The organism is Kitasatospora sp. NPDC056651 (assembly GCF_042792155.1).
Lineage (GTDB): Bacteria > Actinomycetota > Actinomycetes > Streptomycetales > Streptomycetaceae > Kitasatospora.
On sequence record NZ_JBHTWX010000005.1, the window covers coordinates 44,411 to 61,923 of the forward strand.

A 17,513-nucleotide genomic window follows, 5' to 3' on the forward strand; every position below is an offset into this window, starting at 1 on the left:
GGCTGTTCCCGGACGGCCGGAGGCCTGTGTCGTCATGCCTCCGTGGCGGCTTCGAGTGGGCTCAGTGCGGCCGCCCGGCGGGCGGGAACGGTGGCCGCGAGCGCAGCTGTGGCCAGGGACAGCAGACAGATGAGGAGGAGCGTCCCCCAGGGGATGGCCAGGGAGTACTGCTCGATCGCACTGTTGGCGAGCGAGCCGACCGCCCAGGCGCCGAACAGGCCGCCGGCCAGGCCGAGGAGGGTGCCGAAGGCTGCGACAGTCACCGCCTCCAGGCGGATCATCCGCCGGACTGCGGTGCGGTCCATGCCGAGGGCGCGCAGTGCGCCGATCTCGCGGGTGCGTTCGGCGACGGACATGGCCAGGGTGTTCACGATGCCGAGTGCGCCGATCACGGTGCCGATGGCGAGCATGCCGTACATCACGTCGAGCAGGTCTCCGATGGTGTCGGCGGCCTCGCGGACGATCTGCTCCCGGTCCTGCACCTTCAGCAGCGGATTGTTGCCCACGGCTGCGCGCAGCCGCTCCTCGAAGGTCTTCGAGGCCTCGCCGTTGTCGGTGTTGACGAGGAGACGCTGGATGGAGCCGGGCAGGAGGCTGTGGCTCGCCACCTCGGTACGGGTTCCCAACGCGTCGCGCGCTACGGGACTGTCCTGGTAGACGCCCACGACGGTGTACTCCTCGAACTGCCGGCTCTGGCCCAGGCCGGCGTTGAGCAGGCCGCCCGTGGTCACGCCGCTCTCGCGGGCGATGGTGCTGGAGACGGCGATCCGGCCGGGCCCGAGGTTGTCGGCGGAGCCGCTGGTGAAGTGGAGTTTCATGACGGCGTTCACGGTGTCGGGGTCGACTCCGGAGATCTGGCGGACTGCGCCTGCGGTGAACAGGGTGGAGTCGGTGACGGCGCTCGCGGTCCGTACGCCGGGGGTGCCGGCCACCCGCTGTACGGCGTCCGGGCTCATGCCGGTCATGGCGGAGCGGGTGCTGATCACGTAGTCGGCGCCGAGACCCGCGGCGGCCTGGCGGTCGAGGGCCTGCCCGGTGGAGTGCCCGATGACGGCGAGTCCGGCGACCAGCGCGGTGCTGATCAGCAGGGTGGCGGCGGTGGCCGCGGTGCGCCGCGGGTCGCGCAGTGCGTTCTCGCGGGCGAGGTGTCCGGTGATCCCGAGGCGGCCGGTCAGCCGTCCGGTCAGCCGGATCACCGGGACGGCGAGCAGCGGCGCGAGCACGATCATGGCGGCGACGAGCAGAGCGCAGCTGATCATCGCGTTCTGCAGGTTCTCCTCGGAGGCGCCCTTGGCCCTGGTGAGCGAGATCAGCCGTACCGCGCCGAGGGTCAGAAGGGCCAGGCCGGTCAGGCCTCGGACCCGCCACCGGCCGGTGGTGGGCGGCCGGTCGGCCGTGCGCATCGCCTCCACGGGTGCGACCTTCGCCGCCCGGCGGGAGGGCAGCCACGCGGCGAGCACGGTGACGCCCACACCGACGCCGAGCGAGGCCGCGACGGAGCCCGGGCCGATCACGAGGGGGCCGTGGGGCAGCGTGGTCCCGCCGGTGCTCAGGAGACCGGGCAGTGCCTGGGCGATACCGAGGCCGAGCAGAAAGCCGGCCGCCGACGCGACCGCACCGACCAGGGCCGCTTCCAGCAGGACGGAGCGGGACACCTGGCGGCGGGAGGCGCCGATCGCGCGCAGCAGCGCGATCTCGCGGGTGCGCCGCGCCACGAGCATGGTGAAGGTGTTGACGATGAGGAATGAGCCGATGAACAGCGAGACTCCGGCGAAGACCGTCGGCACCTTCTCGTAGCCCCGGGTCAGGGTGTCGACGAGGATGGCCTGTTGGGCGGCCAGGGCGGCGCTGGTGGTGGCTTTGGCGCGGTCGGCCGGGAGCACGGCGGTGACCCGGCGGGCGAGTTCGGCCGGGGTGGTGCCGGGCGTGGCGGTCAGATCGAGGCTGGTGTAGTGGCCGGGTGTCGCGAACAGCTGCTGGGCGGTCGCCTTGTCGAACAGGGTGAGGGTTCCGCCGGCGGTCACCCGGGTGTCGTCGGTGGTGACGATGCCGACGAGCCGCTTGGTCATCACCGGCCCGTCGGTGGCCAGCGTGACCGTGTCCCCGATGCGGAGCCGCCCGGCGTCGGCGGTGCCGCGGTCCACGGCGATCTCACCGCTGTCGGCCGGGGCGCGGCCCTCGGCCAGCGGGTAGTGGCTGTCCTTGCCGTCCGGGCCGGGCATGTAGCCGGCGGCCGGGTTCGACCATGCCCGGCCGGCCCGCAGCGGGGTACCGTCCGCCGCGTTCAGGACGGCCGAGCCATCGGCGGACGGGCGTACGGTGGCGACACCTGTGACGTCGGCCAGTTCGCGGACCAAGGCGTCGTCGAGTACGCCGGCCTGCCGCTCCGGGGGTGCCCCGGGCGGGGGTGTCTTGCCAGTGACGGTGACCGCGACGTCGGCGAAGGTCTTCGACGCGGCGGCGCGGTGGGCCGCCGTGGTGGAGTCGGCGAAGACGAGGGTCCCGCTGACGAACGCGACGCCGAGGCAGACGGCCAGGATCGTCATGGTCAGGCGGGCCTTGTGGGCCAGGATGTTGCGCAGGGCTGTTTTCAGCACGAGGGCTTCCGGGGGTCGGGCTCGACGGCGACGGCTGCACGAGCGGCGGGATTTCGGTTCCGGGACGGGAGGGAGCGGGTCAGCTGGTACCCGAGTCGGCCCCGTCACCCGGGGTTCCGCCGTCCGAGTTCCACGGGGCCGCGCCGGGAAGACGCCGCATCAGGTCCAGGACCCGGTCCGGGGTGGGACGGTCCATCTCGTCGACCAGGCGGCCGTCGGAGAGGAAGACGACGCGGTCGGCGTAGCCGGCGGCGACGGGATCGTGGGTGACCATGACCACGCTCTGGCCCAGCTCACGCACCGAGTCGCGCAGAAAGCCGAGGATTTCGGCCCCGGCGCGGGAGTCGAGGTTGCCGGTGGGTTCGTCACCGAAGACGATCGCGGGGCGGGAGGCCAGGGCGCGGGCCACGGCGACGCGCTGCTGCTGCCCGCCGGACAGCTGTGCGGGACGGTGGCCGAGGCGGTCGGTGAGGCCCACCATGGAGATCACGCGGTCCAGCCACTGCCCGTCCGGGCGGCGTCCGGCGATGGCCAGCGGCAGCGTGATGTTCTCCAGCGCGGTCAGCGTCGGCAGCAGGTTGAACGCTTGGAAGACGAACCCGATCCGGTCGCGCCGCAGTTGCGTGAGCCGGCGGTCGCCGAGCCGGCTCAGTTCGGCGGTGCCCACGCGCACGGATCCGGAGGTGGGCGAATCGAGTCCGGCGGCGCAGTGCATCAGGGTGGACTTGCCGCAGCCGGAGGGCCCCATGATCGCGGTGAACTCGGCCTCCCGGAAGGCGATGCTCACCCGGTCGAGGGCCACGACCCGGTTGTCACCGCTGCCGTAGACCTTGGTCAGGTCGGTGGTGGAGGCAGCGATCCCGGGCAAGGTGTGCGGTGCGTCGGGGGCGAGGGAACGGGCGGTCACGAGGACTCCTTTGCAAGTGCGGGAAGACGCACTCGAAGGGTGTCCGCGGAACGTATCGGGGGCCCGGCCGCCGTGTATCGTCCTGCGCGCCGTCCTGTAGCAGTTCCGTGGGCCTCCTGGTCAGGCCGGCAGTCGCAGCGTGGCGATGGCGCCGCTGTCCGGGGTGTTGTCCAGGCGTAGGTCGGCGCCGAGAACGCTCGCCTGGCCCTGGGCGATGGTCAGGCCCAGGCCGTGGCCCGGGCCGCGATCCGGTGCGCCGGTGTGGAAGCGGCGTGGGCCGTGGAGCAGGAGGTCGTCGGGGAAGCCGGGGCCGTGGTCTCGTACGGCGACCGTTCGCCCGTGCACGGTGACCCGTACCGGGGTGCCGCCGTGCCGGTGGGCGTTGACGACGAGGTTGCCGATGATCCGCTCCAGTCGGCGCGGGTCGGTCTCCACCACTGGCCCGTCCGGGCCCGCCCCGGCGTCGTCGGCTGGTTCGTCCTCGACGATGGTCACCTCGGTGTCGAGGCCGGTGCGGGCCACGGCCTCGCGGACGACGGCGCCGAGTGGCACCCACACGCGGACGGGTTCTTCGACGCCGGCGTCCAGGCGGGAGATCTCCAGCAGGTCCTCGACCAGGCCGCGCAGATCGCGCACCCGGGTGCGGATCGCATTCTCCGTCTCACCGGGCGCCAGTAGGTCCGCGGCGGCCAGCAGTCCGCCTACGGGGGTGCGCAGTTCGTGGGCCACGTCCGCAGTGAACTGGCGCTCTGTCCGCAGCCGTCGGCTGAGACTGTCGGCCATCAGGTCGACGGTGGCGGCGATGTCGGCCACCTCGTCGCTGCCCCGGGTGGGCCCGGTACGGGCGTCGAGGTCGCCGCCGGAGATCCGGGCCGCGGTCTGCGAGACCCGCCGGAGCCTGCGGGCGAGCAGCCCGGCCCCGTAGACCGCCAGGGGCGTCGCCGCCGTGAGCGCGATCAGCGAGGCCGTCACCATGGTCACGTCGAGCATGCGCAGGGTGTGGAGATCGTTGCTCATGTTGATCTGAACAGCGAGGACAGGGCTGCCCGGGCCACCGGTCCGCTGGGCGGCCCAGACACTGGGCCCCAGATTTCCCTCCACGTGCCCGTCACGGGCCGTGTGGCGGTCACCGTCGGCCAGGTCGCGCAGCGGCGTGGGCAGACCGGCCGGATTGAGCTCGGCGCCGCCCACCAGCGTTCCCGTCCGCCGGTAGACGTCCACGGCCGAGTAGAGCGTATTGAAGGCTTGCGCCTCGGCGCGGCTGCGAACGTCGTTCTCGGTCCACACGTGCACCAGGACACCGACGACGGCCACAACCAGGCAGGCGGTGACTGCGGCCAACGCGGTGATCTTCCAACGCAACGACGTGCGGGGCGACCACAGCCTGCGCGACGCACGCACCGGCCTCAGCGCCTGAACTTGTAGCCGAAGCCGCGGACCGTCTCGATCCGCTCCCGGCCCACCTTCCGGCGCAGCCGCTGCACACACAGGTCCACCACCCGGCTGTCACCGTCCCAGCCGTACTCCCAGACATCGCGTAGCAGGGTGTGTCGCTCCAGCACGACGCCGGGACGGGCGGCGAATTCCAGCAGCAGCTTCAACTCGGTCGGGGTCAGCGCCACCGGGCTCCCCGCGACGGACACCTCCATGCCGGCCGTGTCGATGCTCAGGTCCCCGAACACCAGCACTTCGCCGTCGGACGGCGCCCGCTCATCCGTGCTCGGCGACTCCGGGGCGAGGGGGTACGTGGCCCGGCGCAGCAGCGACCGGATCCGGGCCACCAGCACGTACGTCTCCACCGGCTTGACCACGTAGTCATCCGCCCCGGCCTCCAGCCCGGCGACGACGTCAAGCCCGTCGCCGCGCGCGGACATCATCAGCACAGGCACCAGACTGCTCTCCCGGACCCTGCGGCACAGGCCGATCCCGTCCAGGCCGGGCAGCATCACGTCGAGGATCAGCAGGTCGAAGCTCCCCTCACGGAAGAGCTCCAGCCCCGCGAAACCGTCGGCGGCAGCACTCACCCCGTACCCGTAGCGCTCCAGAGCGAGGGTGAAGGACCGGCGCATCAGGTCGTCGTCCTCCACCAGCAGGACACGCACGTACTGCGGGGAATCCGGAGCAGGGAGGGACGAGGGCACGGGCACGACTCCTGTTACGAACGACCACAAGGCACCGGCCGCCAGGGCACTCCCATGCCGAGGGCCGGCCTGGGAGGAACCCTACGACAGCCGCCGGACGCCGCGACCACCCGCACGAAAGCCGCTCGCGGCTCCTCCTCGACCGTGAACACGCAACACGGTCGTGCCGTCGTTCCGGCGCAGGCCGCGGACGGCTCCCTGCCCGGTCGTGACGACGGGTTCGGGGTGGTGCTTCAACTCTGGTGCCTTTCCGGGGACTTCAGCCCTGCCCGGGGTACGGGGCGAAGGGCGCCCAGGCCTTGATGCCGAAGGCGCTTCCCTCGCGCGTGACCTCGGCGGCGCCGTGGCCGCCCAGGTGGGCGGGGATCACCAGGGCGTTGTGGTCGGCCGCCCAGCCCAGGACCCTGCGGCGGGCGGCCCGCGCTTCAGCGGGGTCCTCGCAGAAGCAGCTGTTGGCGTCCGGTTCGAGGATCTGCACCGGGCTGTGCAGCACGTCGCCGATGAACACCGCGCGGTCCGTCCCCGAGGTGAGGGTCAGCACGGAGGAGCCGGGCGTGTGCCCGGGAGCGGCGTCCAGGCGCAGGTTCGCGTCGATCCGGTGGCCGTCCTCCCACAACCGCGTCCGGCCGGCCCGGTGCACCGGGGCCACGCTGTCCTCGAAGACGTTCTGGTTGCCGCGGCCGAGGAGCGGCTTGTGCCCGTTCTCCGGGTTCCAGAAGTCGAAGTCGGCCTTCGGCATCAGGTAGGTGGCGTTCGGGAACGTGGGCACCCACTGCCGCCCGTCCAGGTAGGTGTTCCAGCCGACGTGGTCGATGTGGAGGTGCGTGTTGATCACGACGTCCACGTCCTCGGGCCGGACGCCGGCCCGGGCGAGGTTGGCCGGGAAGTCCGTTTCGAGGCGGTTCCAGACCGGGGCGTAGGGACGGTCCTTGTGGTTGCCCACACCGGTGTCGACCAGGATCGTCCTGCCCTCGCTGCGCAGCAGCCAGGTCTGGATCGCGGAGTTCACGTGGTTGCTCTCGGGATCCAGGAAATGCGGGGCCAGCCATTCGGCACCGGTTTCCCAGACCTCCTTCGAGCTTTCCGGGAAGAAGGTGTCGGGTGTCATCTCGACGGAGCCGAAGTACTCCCAGACCCGGGTGATCGAGACGTCGCCGAGGGTTATCTGTTCCATGGGGGTCTCCTTGAAGTCCGGAGGATCGGTTCGACCGTACGAGCGGCTCCGGTGGGCGCGGTATCAGTCACGTGACTGCACTTGCCCGCGGCCCTGACCACGGGTTCACGGGTGGGACCGTCGGGGCCGGGGTCGCCGACCAGGTGCACCGGGAAGGCGGCCGCGTCGTCGCCCGGATCATGCACACGGGATTCCGTGCGGTATGCGTCAGGCGACTGCCTTCGGAGGTCGGGGTGTCGCGGGTCGGGGTGTCGCGGGTCGGGGTGTCGCGGGTCGGGGCGGGCGTTCGGGCGTGCCGGTCATCCCGCCGTGGACCCGATGCGATGACGGCAGTACGACGTCATCGGGCCCGGACGTGCTACCGGGGGTCCCCGGGCCGCTGGTTCGGGGCTCTGTCGCGGCTCTCCCCGCGTTAGAATTCGGGGTGTCCCGATTCCCTGGAGTGCCCGTGGAAAGCGGTGGGAGGGCTCGCGGGGAGGAGCGCTCGACCCGGAGCGCCGGTGTGACACCGGTGGGCCGGGAAGCCGAGATCGCGGACGTCATCCGGCGTGTCGGCGCTGATCGGTCCCACAGCGACGTGCTGGTCGTCACGGGTGACCCCGGTGCCGGGAAGAGCACGCTGCTCGACATCGCGGCCGATCACGCGCGGAGAGCCGGCGCCCGAGTGCTGCGATCGGCGGGGAGCCAGTCCGAGGCGCGGCTCGGATTTGCCGGTCTCCACCAACTGCTGCGCCCGGTGCTCGGCGCGGCGGAGGGCCTGCCGGAGCGCCAGCGCGGCGCGCTCGGTGCCGTCCTGGGGCTCGTGGAGTGTGTCGAGGCCCCCGACGCGATGGTGGTGGGGCTGGCCGTCCTGAACCTGTTGTCGGGCCTGGCGGAGACGGCGCCGCTGCTGGTGGTGGTGGACGACGCCCAGTGGATCGACCGCGGTTCCCTGCAGGTCCTCTCCTTCGTGGCGCGACGCATGGACCGCGAGACCGTGACCCTGCTGCTCGGAGTCCGCAGCGCGGCCGTGCTGCCCGGCTTCGACCGGGAGTACGAGCACCTCGAACTCGGCCCGCTGGACGGTGAGGCGGCCAACCGGCTGCTCGACCGGCAGCCCGCACCACCGACCGGCCGAACCCGGGTGCGGATCCTGGAGGAGGCGTCAGGCAACCCGCTGGCCCTGGTGGAACTCGCCCGCGCCACCGCGCTGCGGCGCCCTGGGGGCACCGGCCTGGAGGGCCCGCTGCCGGTCACCGACCGCCTGGAGCGGATCTTCGCGGAGCACGCGGCGGACCTGCCGGAAGCGACCCGCCGCATCCTGCTGCGCCTCGCGGTTGCCGACGCGGCGGACGCGAGGGCAGTCGCCATGGGCCTCCCGGAAGCCGACGACGAGGCATGGGAGCCCGCGGACCGGGCCGGGCTGGTACGCCGGGACGGAGCCGCGATCTCCTTCCGCCACCCGCTCGCCCGCTCCGCCGTCTACCATGCCGCATCGCTCGGGGAACGCCGCAGGGCGCACCTCGCCCTCGCGGAACTGCTGCGTGAGGAACCGGACCGCCGGGCCTGGCACCTCGCCGCCGCGACGGTCGGCCCCGACCAGGGCGTGTCGACCGCCCTGCGGCAGACGGCCGACCGGGCCCGGCGCCGCGGCGGCTTCGCGGCCGCCGCCGCGGCCCGGGAGCGCGCCGCGGAACTCAGCCCGCGCCGCGAGGACCGGGCGCGCCTGTTCGGCCAGGCCGCCACCGACGCCGTCTTCACCGGTCAGCTCGGCTGGGTGGAACACCTGGCCGCCGCGGTCCGCGACTGCTCCGACGATCCGGCGCTCCTGGGCGAGGCCGCGCTGGCCACCGGCCGGCTGATGGCCCTCGGATCCCGTCACACCGCGGCGTTCGCCCAGCTCATGCGCGTCGCCGGGGATGCGGACCCGGACTCGTCCGCCCTGCTCGACGCGCTGGCCGCGGCCGCGGTGGTCCGCTACTACTCGGGCGAGGACTCCCAGCACCGACGGATCCGGAGCCTGCTGTCCCGCGTGCCCGACGATCCCGCCGCAGCGGCGGTGCGCGCCTGGGTGCTGGCCGTCTGCGACCCCGGCGGCGCAGCGGAGTCCCTCGTGCCGGTGCTGCCCGGGCTCATCGCCGGGAGCGGGGGCGACCATCAGCGGCTGACCGCGCTCGCGATCGTCGCCTGGCTGCTCGACGAGACCGCCCTCGCCGCCAGGACCTTCGACGAGGCGTTCGACCAGTGGCGGGCACACGGCCCGTTCCCGGACGGGCTGGGATGCGCGGTCGGCTGGACCCGCCTGGACCAGGGCCGGTGGGCCGGGGCCCGCTCGGTGGCGGCCGACATCGCCGCCACGGCGTCGGCGGCCGGACTCGACCACGCCGAGGCGTGTGCCCGTGTACTCGACGCCACGGTGGAAGCCCTGCTCGGCGACCCCGCCGCCGCACGCCGGCTCGTCGAGCGCGCCCTGTCCCTCGTCGATCCGCTGGAGAGCCGCTCCGTCGCGGTCTTCGCCCGCAGGGCCCTGGGGATGGCGGCCGTGGCCGAGGGCGACCACGACACCGCGTACGCACAGTTCCGCGCCGCGTTCACCGCCGACGGCGAGCCGGTCCACTACCACGTCTCCCACACCGTCCTGGCCGAACTGGCCGCGGCGGCCGTCCGACGAGGAGAGCGGCAGGACGTCGCGGAACTACTGGAACGCTCGGCGCGCCGCCTCGGTGCGGGCATGTCGGCACGGGTGGCCGCGCTGATCGACCGGGGCCGCGCCCTGCTGGCGGATCCCCAACACGCGGAGCCGTTCTTCCTGGCCGCGCTCGCGAACCCGGCCGGTGACCAGTGGCCGTTCGAACGGGCGCAGACCCGGCTGGACTACGGGGAATGGCTCCGGCGCCGACGCCGCATCGCCGAGGCCCGCCCCCTGCTCGGCGCCGCGCTGGAGACCTTCCAACGGCTGGGCGCGCGGCCGTGGATCGAACGGGCCCGGGCAGAACTGCGCGCCGCCGGCATCGAGGCGACCGGCGCCGGGCCCGGCGCCCTCGCCGAACTCAGCCCCCGGCAGCAGCAGATCGTCCGACTGGCAGCCCGCGGTCTGACGAACCGTGAGATCGGGAAGAGGCTGTTCCTTTCACCGCGCACGGTCAGCTCCCATCTCTACCGGGTCTTTCCCAAGCTGGGCATCACCGCCCGCTCGCAGATCCGGGACGTGCTCGAAGGAACCCTGCCGGGTTCCGGCGTCCAGGGCTTGTCGGCGACGGGTGAAGCAGTTGCCGACGGCGGGGCTCAGTTGATCGACCAGCGTCCCGGCCCGGACGAGGGGCGACTCGGCTGGGCCGGCCACGGCGGCGGGACGACTTCACCGACTTCCGGCCCGGCCTGCCCAGAGCGTAGGCGAGGCTGAGACCGCCGTGCGGCGTGGTGCGGCGGCGCGAACGAATCAGGAGAGGAACCGGGCGAGCGCTGCGGTGACGGCGGCGGCGAGGGTGAGGAAGGCGGCGAAGGCGGTGGCGGCGCGCATGAGGACGGCGGGGTACGTGGCGCCGTCGAGACGGGCGAGTACCCCGGCGCCTGCGGCGACCAGGAGTGCGACCACGACGAACAGGGCGGTGACGATCAGGATGGTGGCGATGCGGTTCATGGCTATCTCCCTTGAGGAAATGGGATGTTGACATGACCGAAAGTCTTGGAAACGGTGTTCGACGTGGTCCGGCTCGACAAAGATGAACACCGTTGAACACGCGGGGCTGGGGGCGATGTGGGCGTGGAACGCGATGAGCGCGAGGCGGCGCTCGGCGAGCTGCGTAAGCGGCTGGAAGACGGGCTGGCCCGTGCCGGGCTGGACAAGACGCAGCTCGCCGCCCGGACACGACGAAGTCGCACCACCGTTCACGAGGCTTTCCGAGCTGGCGGGCCTGTTCCGTCTGCCATGACGGTCGCGGCGCTGGCGCGTGCGCTCCGCCTGCCGGCCGACGAGCTGTTGGATCTGCGCCGGGCATCGGCAGGCGAAGCCGGTGATGTGCACGCAGTGGAAGCGGGGCCCGGCAAACCGATCGGGGAGTGGGATCCTCACGATCTGGAGGTGCATCCCGCTGGAACGGCTACCCCCGGAGTCGGCTCCGGTGCCCGATCACACCGGGAGCTGCCCGGTTACGTGCGCCGTGCCCACGACCAGATCCTGGCCGAAGCAGTACGCGAGGCTGCTGAAGGACTCAGCCGGATGCTGGTCCTGGTCGGGTCGTCGTCGACCGGCAAGACACGGGCCTGCTGGGAGGCCGTCCAGCCGCTCGCCGCCGAAGGGTGGCGGCTGTGGCACCCGTACGATCCGACCCCTGACGAGGCCGCGCTCGCCGGCCTCGGCGGCGTGCCGCCCCGCACGGTGGTGTGGCTGAATGAGGCCCAGCGCTACCTCGGCCGCCCCCGGGCCGGCGAGCGCATCGCGGCGGCCCTCCACACACTCCTCACCGATTCCGACCGCCAGCCGGTCCTGGTTCTGGGCACCCTATGGCTCGAGTATGCCGGCTCCTACACCCTCGTACCCGGGTCTGGCGCCCCCGACCGGCACAGCCGGGCCCGCGAGCTCCTGACTGGACGGACCATCACCGTCCCCGACACGTTCGACCCAGAGGCGCTCCACACCGCCACCGCCCTCGCCCAAGGCGGTGACCGGTTCTTGACGGACGCCCTCACCCGTGCCCGCACCCACGGACGCCTCGCCCAGGAACTCGCTGGCGCCCCCGAACTCGTGCGCCGCTACGAACAAGGCACCCCACCCTCCAGAGCCCTACTGGAGGCCGCGATGGATGCCCGCCGCCTCGGCGTCGGGCTCCCTCTCCCGCAGGCGTTCCTCATCGACGCCGCCACCGACTACCTCACCGACCACGACTACGACCAGCTCACCGAAGACTGGGCCGAAGCCGCATTCGCCGAGCTTGCCCGCCCCATCCACGGCACGAGCCCCCTGCGCCGCACGACCACCCGTCCTCCGCGCCGCCCCCCGAGCACTCCGGCACATGCCACAACGCCCGCCCCGGCGCCGGGACCAGTCTTCCGCCTCGCCGACTACCTCGAACAGCGCGGCCGCACCACACGCCGCAGACGCTGCCCGCCCGCCTCCTTCTGGCGCGCTGCCACCCACCTCACCAACCCCGACGACCTCTACAACCTCGCCAAGGCCGCCGAAGACAGGCACCGCCTACAGTGGGCGCACTGCCTCTGGCGCCGGGCCGCTGACGTCGGCCATCCGCAGGGCCCGGTCAGGCTGGCGGTACTGCGGGCGGGGCTCGGAGACTATGAGCCCGCCCAAGCGCTCCTGCTGAAGGCCTTCGACACTGGCCATCCCCTGGTCATCGAGTGGGCGGTGGGGGAAGAGGCTGAGGACCTGGAGCGTGCCAAGACTCTCTTCAAGGCGCGGACGGGGGCGGAGGACCAGGGGGGTCCCAAGACTCGCTACCGGCAAGCCGCCGACACAGGTGAGCACTGCAGCCTGACCGATCTGGGCCGGATGCGGGAGATAATCGGGGATCTGGAGGGCGCCGCGATTCGCTACCGGCGAGCCGCCGACGCAGGTGAGCCCAGCGGCCTGACCGATCTGGGCCGACTGCGGGAGATAGCCGGGGATCTGGACGGCGCCGCGACTCTCTATCAGCAAGCCGCCGACGCCGGCCGCCCGAGTGCGCTACTCCACATGGCGCGGCTGCGAGCGAAGGCCGGAGACTTGGAGGGTGCCGAGACCCTCGTCCGGCTGGTAGTCAACACCGACCACCCCGATGCGCTGTTCTTCGTAGCAGGACTCCGGGAGGAGGCTGGGGACCTGAAGGGTGCCGAAACCCTCTACCTGCAAGCCGCCGACGCCGGCCAGCCTCTCCCCTACTTGCTCTCCAAGGAGAGGTGGCCGTTCGGATTGGACCCGGACGGTTCGCCCACTCCTTGCTGGATCTGAACAGGGATTCATGGCTGGTCCCACCACGCCTGTCCGAGCCCGGCGGCATCACCGCCCTGGCCTCCCTCCGCGCCGGTGACCGTAGGCGCCCGGCCGTCGACACGGTCGTCAGCCCGGTGACATGCCATACGTGCTTTGACCACTCGGCCACCTTCTCTCGATTCGCCACAGGCAAGGACATCCCGGGCAGACATCCGCCCGGACCTGGACGCCCCGGCCGACGGATCCTGCCCCTGAGCGATCGAACGAAGCGGTCCCGCGGAAGGCCTGTGGGGGTGCCAGGACGACCCGGTCGCAACCCAGCACGTCCTGGACCGCGATCTGCATGTTGCAGCCCGGAAAGTGCCGCACCATCCGGCCATCCCGCCATCCCGCCATCCCGCCATCCCGCCATCCCGCCATCCCGCCATCCCGCCATCCCGCCACAGCATGACCGAGCCGCCGGTGGCCTCGGGCGGGTGGCGTGGCTGCTCGCACGGCCGGCCCGATCCCGTGTTGCCCCGTGCCCCCCACTGGTCCGACGTCCACCTCATGGACCGCAAGCTCTACGTCCGCTGGACCCTCGCCGCCATCGACAACAGCGAGATAAACCTCCGTAAGCCCAAGACCGAGGCCAGCCGCGCCTGGACCAGCCTCTCCTCCCAGAGTCATGACAGCCCTCCACCACCAGGCCACCCCTCCAGATGGCCAACCCCCCGGAAGGCCGACTGAAGGGCCTGGTCTTCGCCCGCCCGGGCGCCACACCACTGCGACCGCAGTAGGTCCTCGACCAGCTCCACAAACACACCGCCGAACTCGGCTTCCCCCGGATCGGCCTTCACGACGTGCGCCTTACCGCCGCCAGCATCATGATCGTCGAAAACATCCCCATCGCCATCGTCTCCAAGACGATGCGCCACTCCACCCCTGCCACCGGTCGCTGCACCTGCTCGCATCGCCGCGTAGAACCCTGCCTGCAGGGCGACTTGGTCAAGGCCGATTGCCTTTCGGAGTTCGGGGGGTCTCCCGGGTCTCTATCAGTCCTGATCCGGTGAGCGAAAAAACCGCGCTTGCGCGCAGCCGAGGTGAAACCGACAGGTACGAGGGCGTACAACTGCGACGACAGGACCGCCATGGCATGTCACTGGTGGTTGACGAGGACGGATGCACCCTGTGCCGGTCCTTAACGGCGCCGGCTGAGGGTACGGTTACATCGCGTCCGAAGCCTTGGTCATGGCGCACTTCCCGACGCTCTCCCAGAAGACGTCCCCGAGCTGCTTCCAGATGGCTTCCGGGGAGCCGCTCAGCTCGGCGGTGAGGTCGTCGAAGCTGGTGATGGAGAAGGAGGGCGTCAGGGTGAGGTCGCCGACGTTCTCGCCCAGGAGGCTCGCGTGCCCGGAGAGCGACAGGGCGACGGACGCGCCGTCGGGACCGGCATGGAGGGTGAGAGCGCCGGCCAGGTGAACGGCGAGGATGTCCGGGATGCCCTTGGGCGCGGGAATGTCGAAGTCCAGTTGGACCGTGGCTGCCGCGCTGAGGCCTTCCTTGCCCAGTGTGCAGTCGAGGTGGCTGGTGAGGATCTTCAGATCCAGGTCGGCTCGAAAGGTGAAGCCGTTCGTCCCCAGGGTGGCATCGAGGGAGGCCGAGACTCCGAGGATCGCGATCTTCCCGGAGATGGCGAAGACCTTCTCCGGGATCTTCGTCTTGAAGTCGGAGAGGTCGAAGAGGTACTGGGGGCCCCGAGTGCCGGTGGCGTCGGAGAGGGTCAGGACGCTGCCGATCGTCATCGGCTCGGCGACGTCGCTCTTCACGTAGAGGCCAGTGGCACTGATCCTGACCTTGAAGCGCCAGGAGTTGTGGAAGAAGTCGATGTCTCCCTTGGCGTAGAAGCCCTGGTCCCACTGCTCCGTGGTGACCCGGTTGGTCCAGCCGCCGGGGACGGTGACGGCGCACAGGGCCAGCTCGTTGAGGACGATCTGCTTCAGGAAGTCGAGCATCGCGGGCGGCGTACCGACGATGCCGACGATGTCGTAGAGGGTGACACCGTGGTCGGCCGGGGTGTCGGCGGTGAGGGCGAAGTAGAAGGCGCTGACGTCCGGCGGCTCGAAGCTGCCGTAGACGGCGAGTTCGAGACGGGTGCTGCTCGCGATGGTGACGGAGCCGCCGCCGCCCAGGGAGAAGACGCCGCTCCCGTAGTCGAGGCCGAGGTAGAAGTCGTCGATGTCGAAGCCGTCGATGCCGAAGGCGTTCTTCCAGGCGGGGCTGGTCCCCGTCGCCCCGTCGCGGCGGAGCGGTGCGGGGAGGTCGGCTGCGGGGGCGGGGGCTGGGAGGTAGTGGCCAGGGGCGTCCAGGGTGAGGACGAGGCGCTCGGCGGCGATCGTCCCGGGGACCGCTCCGGCCGCTCCCTGAAGGATGAAGGTGAGGCTGAACTCCCAGCCCGTGCTGCTTTTGGAGACGCTGCCGGAACCGGTGAACTGCAGGGCGCCGTTCCCCGGGGCGGTGGAGGTGTCGAGCGAGCTGACGTCGAGGACGAAGCTGGTGGCCAGGCTGACGCTGTAGGAGGCGGGCTTGACGGTCAGGCGCAGCTCGCCGAAGCCCTTCTGCATCGAGGCGGCGCCGATGGTGGCGGTGAACCGGGACTCCTTGACCTGGGCCGCGAGCAGGGCGGTCAGGGTGATCCTGTCCGCGCCCGGGAAGAGCTTGTGGAGGAATCCCAGGCCGCCGGATTCGGAGAAGGTGATCTCGGTGAAGAAGGTGAGGCCCTTGTCCACCGTGGCGGGCAGGTTGGGCGGGGTTTTCGTTCCGTCGATGTGCTGGCCGTCGGCGGTGCTGACGGCCAGGCCGGACCGGCCGAAGGTCAGCGCGTCGAGGATGCCGAGGTCGGGCCAGTCCCGGACGTCCTTGGGTGACCACGTCCAGTCGTCCTGCCAGAGGGCGGCGGCGAACACGGTGCCGTTGCCGCCAGTGGCGGCCTTCCCGACGAGGCCGAGGCCGGTGGTCCCGTCGAATTCGGCGGTGGTGTCGACGGCGAACTCGTAGCCGCCGCGGGTGTGCCGCTGCACCGCGGCAGCCGGGGCTTTGAGGGTGATCGTCGGCAGGTTTTCCGGCAGGGGCAGTCCGGCGTCGGCGGCGAGGTGAGAGAGGAGCTCGGTGAGGGCGATGTCCGGGAGAGTCGCGGCGAGTCGGAAGGTGGCGGGGGTCCACCACTCGGCGTGGAAGGTGAGGGCCTGTTCGGCGTGCGCGGTGGGGGCGAGGGACGCGACGGCCGAGAGGTGGGCACCGGTGACGGGCTTCTCGGGGTAGGCGTAGTGCCAGAACTCCGCGCCGATGGCGGTCAGGGTGAGGGTGGCCGCGCCGATGGGCACCGGGACGTCGGTTTCGACCTGGGCGCCGAGGGCGTAGCTGTGGAGGGTGGGCTGGACGGTGCCGTTGAAGCCGGTCAGGGTCATCCGGGGGATGGCGGAGAGATCCGTGGTCGGCAGGAAGTGCCGGAGCACGTCGGTCAGTTCGACCTTGTCCTCGGGGGCGGAGGCCAGCGTGAAGGCGCCGGGCGGAATCTCGGCGGTTGCGTTCAGGCGCACGCTGTCGGCGACCAGGAAGTCGGCGTGGGCGGTGACGGCGGCGGTGCGGGTGCTGAGCAGGGGGGCGGCGACGCTCAGGGTGGCGCCGGCCCCGGTGAGTGCGAGGTCGGGTGTGTCCAGGACGTGCCAGCAGAAGTCGGGTGTGGTGGCGAGGGTGACGCTGACGGCGGTCAGCGCTTTCGTCAGCCCGCCGGCTGCGAGCTGGGTGGGGTCGATGGTGAGATCGGCGGCCGAGAGCGTGACCTTCTCGCTCAGGCTCAGTTCCGCTGCCGTGATCTGTTCGAGGGCGGCGCCGGTGCCGGGCCAGGCGGCGAGCAGGGTCGTCGGGACGAGGCCATCGGGGAGGGTCTTGGCGGAGAGGACGACGGGGCGCGGGGCGTCGGCGTCGGCGCAGAGGGTGAGGTGGACGGTTTCGGAGACCGCGAGAACGGCGCTGAGGCCCACACCGTAGGCCTGCGCGCTCCCTCCCTCCGGGCCAGGGCCGGTCGGGCCCGGGCCGGGCCGGCCCGGGCTGTCCGGCTGGGAGCCGGCCCACAGGGCGAAGGAGGCTCCCAGGGTGGTGCCGCTGTCCCGGGCGGCGGAGGAGAGCCGGATGTTGGGCCCGGCACCGGCGCGACCGGGCTGGATGGGCCCGAAGAGGGTCAGGTCGTCGTCACCGGTCGCGGGCGGAAGCAGCGCTGCGAGGTCGTGCAGCGCGGCCGGCGGTTTCACGGCGGTCGCGTGGAAGCTCAGCCCGGCCGGCAGTGCCGGGTGGTCGTGGTCGGCCGGGCGGGGGACGGAGGTGAGCAGCAGACGTGGTGGGGCGGCGAAGAGCAGGCCGTCGAGCGCGCTCGCGGCGGTCGCCGGAAACGAGGTGCCGAAGTGCCAGTCGGTGGTGAGGGGAAGGGCGAGGAACAGGGCGGGGGCCTGGTCGGCGGGATCGATGGTGAACGCGAGACCGGTGACGGGGCGGTCGGTGACGCCGAGCCAGCTGAGGGTGCCGTCGATCTGGAGGCCGGTGTCGGTGTCGTGTGCCTGGGCAGCGCGGATGCTCAGGGTGCCCTGGAACCAGGTGGTGAGAAGTGTTCCGGCGGCTCCTGGCCCGAGGTCGGCCGTGGTCAGGGTGAGGGCCCCGCCGCTGAGGTGGGAGCGGATGATGGTGCGCAGCTCGGTGATGTCCATCGGCGGGGCCTCGGGTCCTGGTCGGGGGGGTGCCGGTCGGCGGTCTTGTGGTC

9 protein-coding genes are annotated in these 17,513 nt (G+C 71.8%); 2 read left to right on the forward strand and 7 right to left on the reverse strand.

Annotated elements, in window-relative coordinates; all coding sequences use genetic code 11:
- Window positions 1–32: 32 nt before the first annotated feature.
- From ACFRAR_RS04235 to ACFRAR_RS04255, 5 genes are all read right to left on the reverse strand, one after another.
- Window positions 33–2,597: an ABC transporter permease gene (locus ACFRAR_RS04235; protein ID WP_380694578.1), complete on the reverse strand. Its 2,565-nt coding sequence runs from the start codon at window positions 2,595–2,597 to the stop codon at window positions 33–35.
- Between the two features lie 79 nt (window positions 2,598–2,676).
- On the reverse strand, window positions 2,677–3,504 hold the full coding sequence (locus ACFRAR_RS04240) for an ABC transporter ATP-binding protein (protein ID WP_380694580.1): 828 nt from the start codon (window positions 3,502–3,504) through the stop codon (window positions 2,677–2,679).
- A 120-nt stretch (window positions 3,505–3,624) separates the two neighbouring features.
- The gene (locus tag ACFRAR_RS04245; protein ID WP_380694582.1) at window positions 3,625–4,845 is read right to left on the reverse strand and encodes an ATP-binding protein; all 1,221 of its coding nucleotides are present in this window, start codon (window positions 4,843–4,845) and stop codon (window positions 3,625–3,627) included.
- A 65-nt stretch (window positions 4,846–4,910) separates the two neighbouring features.
- Window positions 4,911–5,573, reverse strand: coding sequence for a two-component system response regulator CseB (gene cseB, locus ACFRAR_RS04250; protein ID WP_380694727.1), 663 nt, complete (start codon window positions 5,571–5,573; stop codon window positions 4,911–4,913).
- A 331-nt stretch (window positions 5,574–5,904) separates the two neighbouring features.
- Complete coding sequence (locus ACFRAR_RS04255) at window positions 5,905–6,819, reverse strand: MBL fold metallo-hydrolase (RefSeq protein WP_380694584.1); 915 nt, start codon at window positions 6,817–6,819, stop codon at window positions 5,905–5,907.
- Window positions 6,820–7,267: 448 nt separating this feature from the next.
- Here ACFRAR_RS04255 and ACFRAR_RS04260 point away from each other — a divergent pair, with 448 nt between their 5' ends.
- Window positions 7,268–10,201 (forward strand): AAA family ATPase, encoded by a 2,934-nt coding sequence (locus ACFRAR_RS04260; protein WP_380694586.1) that lies wholly within the window; start codon window positions 7,268–7,270, stop codon window positions 10,199–10,201.
- 36 nt (window positions 10,202–10,237) lie between these two features.
- Here ACFRAR_RS04260 and ACFRAR_RS04265 read toward each other — a convergent pair whose 3' ends face one another.
- On the reverse strand, window positions 10,238–10,438 hold the full coding sequence (locus tag ACFRAR_RS04265) for a hypothetical protein (RefSeq protein ID WP_380694588.1): 201 nt from the start codon (window positions 10,436–10,438) through the stop codon (window positions 10,238–10,240).
- Window positions 10,439–10,561: 123 nt separating this feature from the next.
- On the opposite strand from ACFRAR_RS04265, the gene ACFRAR_RS04270 reads away from it, so the two are divergent.
- Window positions 10,562–12,739 carry a helix-turn-helix domain-containing protein gene (locus ACFRAR_RS04270; protein WP_380694590.1) on the forward strand — a complete coding sequence of 726 codons (2,178 nt, stop codon included), beginning with the start codon at window positions 10,562–10,564 and terminating at the stop codon, window positions 12,737–12,739.
- 1,187 nt (window positions 12,740–13,926) lie between these two features.
- On the opposite strand, the gene ACFRAR_RS04275 is transcribed toward ACFRAR_RS04270, so the two are convergent.
- The gene (locus ACFRAR_RS04275) at window positions 13,927–17,460 is read right to left on the reverse strand and encodes a hypothetical protein (RefSeq protein ID WP_380694592.1); all 3,534 of its coding nucleotides are present in this window, start codon (window positions 17,458–17,460) and stop codon (window positions 13,927–13,929) included.
- Window positions 17,461–17,513 lie beyond the last annotated feature (53 nt).